We start from the raw sequence: 262 nt of genomic DNA, 5'->3' as shown, positions 1-262 counted from the left end.
ATGCAAGAAAAATATGAATTTTTCATACAGGTCTTCCAACCGCAGCAGCGTGCGAATGCGCTCGTTGAAAGGGTACTCGTAAACGATCAAAATAGTGTCCCTGTAAAATTGTTGCAACTCAGGCCTGAGCTTGACGTGATTCTGAACCATACTGTCAAAAAATACAAACTTCCGATGAAATTTTTTTGGCTTGTGTTCAACTCTGCTGGGCGCGCGCTGCGGCCACATAGCGCTCATGCAATACATCGACCTGCTGTACTAC

1 protein-coding gene is annotated in these 262 nt (G+C 45.0%); it reads right to left on the bottom strand.

What is annotated here, in order from left to right; genetic code table 11:
- A partial coding sequence (locus QN347_RS20165; protein ID WP_323494455.1) for a hypothetical protein occupies positions 1 to 237 on the bottom strand: 237 nt, incomplete at its 3' end.
- Positions 238 to 262 lie beyond the last annotated feature (25 nt).

It is taken from the genome of Sphingomonas sp. 10B4 (genome assembly GCF_035019905.1).
GTDB lineage: Bacteria > Pseudomonadota > Alphaproteobacteria > Sphingomonadales > Sphingomonadaceae > Sphingomonas > Sphingomonas glacialis.
The sequence above is the reverse complement of the archived record's forward strand: the minus strand, read 5'-3'. Positions and strand labels throughout refer to the sequence as shown.